3 protein-coding genes and 1 pseudogene are annotated in these 4,613 nt (G+C 56.9%); 3 read left to right on the top strand and 1 reads right to left on the bottom strand.

Annotated features, from left to right (window positions below; all coding sequences use genetic code 11):
• The first annotated feature begins 469 nt into the window (after window positions 1-469).
• From HUN39_RS18815 to HUN39_RS18805, 3 genes and pseudogenes are all read left to right on the top strand, one after another.
• Window positions 470-1,450 carry a complex I NDUFA9 subunit family protein gene (locus HUN39_RS18815; protein ID WP_175095959.1) on the top strand — a complete coding sequence of 327 codons (981 nt, stop codon included), beginning with the start codon at window positions 470-472 and terminating at the stop codon, window positions 1,448-1,450.
• 356 nt (window positions 1,451-1,806) lie between these two features.
• Window positions 1,807-1,965 (top strand): annotated as a pseudogene (locus HUN39_RS18810) (IS481 family transposase); the annotation flags it as partial.
• Between the two features lie 423 nt (window positions 1,966-2,388).
• On the top strand, window positions 2,389-3,468 hold the full coding sequence (locus tag HUN39_RS18805; RefSeq protein WP_232366228.1) for a two-component system sensor histidine kinase NtrB: 1,080 nt from the start codon (window positions 2,389-2,391) through the stop codon (window positions 3,466-3,468).
• Between the two features lie 380 nt (window positions 3,469-3,848).
• Here the strand turns inward: HUN39_RS18805 and HUN39_RS18800 are convergent.
• Window positions 3,849-4,613, bottom strand: a 765-nt coding sequence (locus HUN39_RS18800) for a class I fructose-bisphosphate aldolase (protein ID WP_175095957.1), incomplete at its 5' end; no start/stop codon positions are given.

Raw genomic sequence — 4,613 nt, 5'->3', positions numbered from 1 at the left:
TCATTGGCGCTTCCTTTCGGAAGCTGTGAATCACGACATCGCGCCCAAGCCAACAACTTTATGGGTCCGAGCCCTAGTCTGCTGCATGGCGAGCTCCTTTTGCTCGAGCCCGACTGTCTGTGACGAAACCGGCGAATCCTGAACGGCCCCGATTGGCCATTAATCTCCGCTGCCTAGATTTAGTTCGCTGGACTAACGGAAGCCATTTGCCAGCCACCGAAACGGGCTCAATTCATAACACGCATGTCTACCTCGAGTTCCGCACTACGGAGAACCGCGCCAATCAACTACAGGGCAGCCGTTCCAATTGTTGTTAATGCGATTACCGAAGTTATCCGTTCGTCTGAAACGAGACACGCGCCGTCGTTCCCCTATCTGACATCATCGCGGACGGGACCGGGGCCTAGCTCACCTCGAGCAGCAACTTCTGTTCTCAAGCGACGCCTACTTCCATAATCCGAGGCTCACAATGAACGATAATCAAATGCGAAAAGGACTGGCGACAATATTTGGTGGATCCGGCTTTATTGGACGACATGTCGTGCAGGCGCTGATTTGCGACGGCTGGCGCGTCCGAGTCGCATGCCGTCGGCCCGAACTCGCCGTCCAGCTGCAGTCGTTCGGCGAGCCGGGCCAAATCGAGCTAATTCAGGCTAATTTACGCGATGCGCAAACAATCGCCGCCGCGCTCGAGGGCGTCGACGCCGCAGTCAATCTCGTCGGAATCCTGACCGAAAGTGACGATCAGACATTCGCCGATATTCAGTCGCGGGGGGCGCGCGCCGTCGCCAAAGCAGTCAAAGAAGCAGGCATAACGCGCTTCGTTCACATATCGGCGATCGGCGCACGTAAGAACTCTCCTTCCGGTTACGCCCGCAGCAAGGCCGAGGGTGAGGCGGCGGTGCATGAACTCGTGCCGCAAGCCATTATCTTTCGGCCGTCGATCGTATTCGGTCCGGAGGACGATTTTTTCAACCGTTTCGCGGCCATGGCGCGCCTTATGCCGATCCTGCCTTTGGTCGGCGCAAGCACGCGATTCCAACCTGTTTTCGTGGACGACATCGCGCAGGCGATAGTTCTCGCCTTGGATGGAAAGGCGATGCCTGGAGCAACCTACGAACTGGGTGGACCCGAGGTGAAGACATTTCGCGAACTGGTTCAGTATGTCTGTGATGTTACGAGGCGCCGTCGCTATATCATCTCGCTCGGCTTCGAGACCGGGAAGCTCATGGCCGGTGTCACTCAACTCGCGAGCAAGCTGTCCTTTGGATTGTTCCCGAAATTATTGTCCATGACGACCGACCAGGTCGAATTGCTCCGCCGTGACAACATCGTCTCAGACGAAGCGAAAGCCGCCGAAACCACATTGGAAGGACTTGGAGTCGCGCCGCGGGCGATCGAGGCGATCGTCCCCACCTACCTCGATCGCAATCTCAAGGCCGGCCAGTGACGAGGGCAATTGTCGCGCATCTCCGGCGTCAGAACCTTTGAGCCAGACTATGTGGGACCGATAAATTATGGAATGGCCCGCCCCTCCTACCGGCGTTGTAGTTTCGCCGGAGGCTCAACCGGAGGGAAGGATCATGAAGACGATGTCGGGAACACCCGGTGCGCTATGGCAAATGACGCACATGGCGACATACTCCTTAGATCCCTTTCTCGCCTGATCCTCGCTCCATGTTTCCGGCGACTCGTTCCCCGCATGGACGCGCACCGAACTACGCATGGTCCAATTCAAAATGACGCGCACCAAAGCCGTGCGAGGCGCGGTTGCGGCGACGTTGTAAACGCCGCTGACGATGACGATATCGTTTGATCGACGAACTGCAGGCCGATCTCGACGTTTGGGTGAGCGACTATAATGAACAGCGCCCGCATCAAGGCCGCTGGTGTTTCGGCAAAACGCCGATGCAAGCCTTTCTCGACGCCATGCCGATGACGAAGGAGAAATTGATCGCCGCCTGACAAGGTTAGACATCAAAACCGACCGCTCAACCAGGCGCCGTCTGTCAGACCGAGTACCAGCTAGTACACCTCATCTCGCACATTGACAGTGCAACGCGCGATCGCACTCGCGAATTGAACGATGCGATCCGCAACACGAATAAATCGCACGAGACGAATATCGCCCTGCCTCGGCCCGCGGGCGGACGCGCAGCGCGACGCTTACCGGAGCGTCGCGCTGCGAGCATTACGCAGTCTCGCCATCTCGATCACTGTCGCGCACGAACAGCTCTAGAATTGGACGCACTATTTTCAACGTGTTAGAAGATCTCCGCCGAATTGCTCTGGCACCGCGAGACCATCGGCCTCGTCCAACAGACAAAGCGATACAGTTCGATGCTCCCGAGCCCCAGCTTGTCTAAGGCTCACTTACGCGAGCCCTTGTTGGCTGCGCTCGTCGACAACGCCTTGGACGGCATCATCACGATTGATGAAGCCGGAACGATCCTTTCATTCAATCCTGCTGCGGTCGCATTATTTGGATACAGGCCCGACGAAGTAATCGGACAAAATGTCCGCATGCTGATGCCCGAGCCATATCGCAGTCAGCATGATGACTACCTGAGCCATTATCTTCGCACCGGAGAAGCCAAGATTATTGGCATCGGTCGGCAGGTCGAGGGACAACGTCAAGACGGCTCGGTCTTTCCTATGGAGCTTGGAGTCGCCGCGGTCGAGGCCGAGGGCGAGCGGTACTTTGTCGGCTTCGTGCATGATTCAAGCGAGCGGCGCAGATTTGAAGCTCGAATGCATGATCTGCACGCGGACCGTCTCGATATTATTGAGAATATGACAGTTGGGCTCGCGCACGAACTCAAACAGCCCCTCTCGGGAATCAACGCCTATCTCCACATGGCGAGCAGGCTCCTTAGGAAGGGGGATTTAACAGAAATAGAGCAGGTCTTGGACAACGCCTCCAAGCAGGTATTCCGCGTTTCTGAAATAGTGGACAATCTGCGCCAATTTATCGCGCGGGGCGATACGATCAAAACCGTTCATCATCTGAACGAAGTTGTCCGTACCGCCTGCGAATTCACCGACTCTATCGCAAAGGAGTGCGGCGTCGTGACAATGGTCAAACTGGATGCGGAAAAGGACTTGGTGCTCATCAATAGAGTCCAAATCCAGCAGGTCATCGTCAACCTGAAGCGCAATGCCATCGAAGCGATGGAACATTGCGAACGGCGCGAATTAGTCGTGTCCACGCGCGTGATAGACGGACATGAGATCCAGGTCGATGTTGTTGACACGGGCCGGGGCATTTCGGAAGCAATCAAAGCCAGATTGTTCGAACAATTTACAACCACGAAGCCACACGGTATGGGCGTTGGCCTGTCTATCTCGCGCTCTATTATCAATGCTCATCATGGGCGCTTGTGGGTTGCCCCCAATGCCGGTGGCGGCACGATCTTTAGCTTTGTATTGCCCTTGGCAGACCAACATCAAAAGCTCGCGGAAACCTGACAACTGTTTAAAAAAATGGACCGACAAGGCCGCGAGCCCAATCAGACTTGCCGCTTCCGGTCGCTGCCAAACGATACATTGCGCTAATGGTGCGTCTCGACTGTCCCGATACAACGAATTGAGGGCTGCGTCAGTCTACGTGCACATGGCGGATTCGAATGGGAGCATTCACGCTCGCAGCAAGCTGCAGCAACGCCCGTGAAACGGCGCATTCTTGCATTCACTTGCAACGCGACAATGTCCGCCATCGTGCCACGACCAACCGAACATCAAATCGAAGACGTCGCCGCCTACTTCGCGAGCGTCGCTCCGCCGCGCCGCCGGCCCATGCCACCGAGCGCGTCCAATGTGAGGGATATTTCCAGCGGGAACGCAACCAGTCACGGTGCGGCGCGTTCTTCCATTTCCGTCCATTGTCCCTGGGTGGCAAGCGCGTTCATATGAGCTCGGTGAGTGAAAGCCGCCTGGGCGTCGAGAACATTGCTCGGCATTCCGGACCAGGTTTTCAACGCCGCCGTCTGCAAGGCTCGGCCGTAACTGAAAGTCAGCGCCCACGGCCCGCCAAGGCGATTAATGGCGTTGAGATTTGCGGTCGCCTCAATGTCGGATTGGCCGCCCGACAGGAAGGCGACACCTGGAATCGCCGCTGGAACGCAATTTTTCAACGCCCGAACTGTCGAACGCGCGACTTCTTCGGGCGATGCTCGCTTCGGATGTTTTTGTCCGGCGACGAACATATTGGGCTTCAGCAGCATTCCTTCGAGGAAGATCCGAGCTTCGTAAAGCCGCATGAAGACGGTCTTCAATACGCGTTCGGTCACTTCGCCGCATCGCTCGAGATCATGGTCGCCGTCCATTAAGACCTCGGGCTCGACGATGGGCACTAGATCGGCGTTTTGGCAAAGCGCCGCGTAGCGGGCGAGCGCTTGCGCATTCGTCTCGATCGCGTAATCCGTTGGAATACCCCTATCGGAACCGACGCCGATAACCGCGCGCCATTTTGCGAAGCGCGCCCCTAGGCGACGATAATCGTTCAGCCGTTCGAGCAGACCGTCGAGACCTTCAGTGATCATTTCGCCGGGAAAATTGGCAAGCGACTTTGCCCCCAAATCGACCTTGATGCCTGGAATGGCGCCGGCCGCCTC

Source organism: Methylocystis silviterrae, assembly GCF_013350005.1.
In the GTDB taxonomy this organism is placed as follows: Bacteria; Pseudomonadota; Alphaproteobacteria; order Rhizobiales; family Beijerinckiaceae; genus Methylocystis; species Methylocystis silviterrae.
Note: the sequence above shows the minus strand (reverse complement) of the source record. Positions and strands in the feature narration are given on the sequence as shown.

Excerpts from the sequence above, each read along its gene's own strand:
- HUN39_RS18815 (WP_175095959.1), top strand. The coding sequence starts at position 470 with ATGAACGATAATCAAATGCGAAAAGGACTGGCGACAATATTTGGTGGA.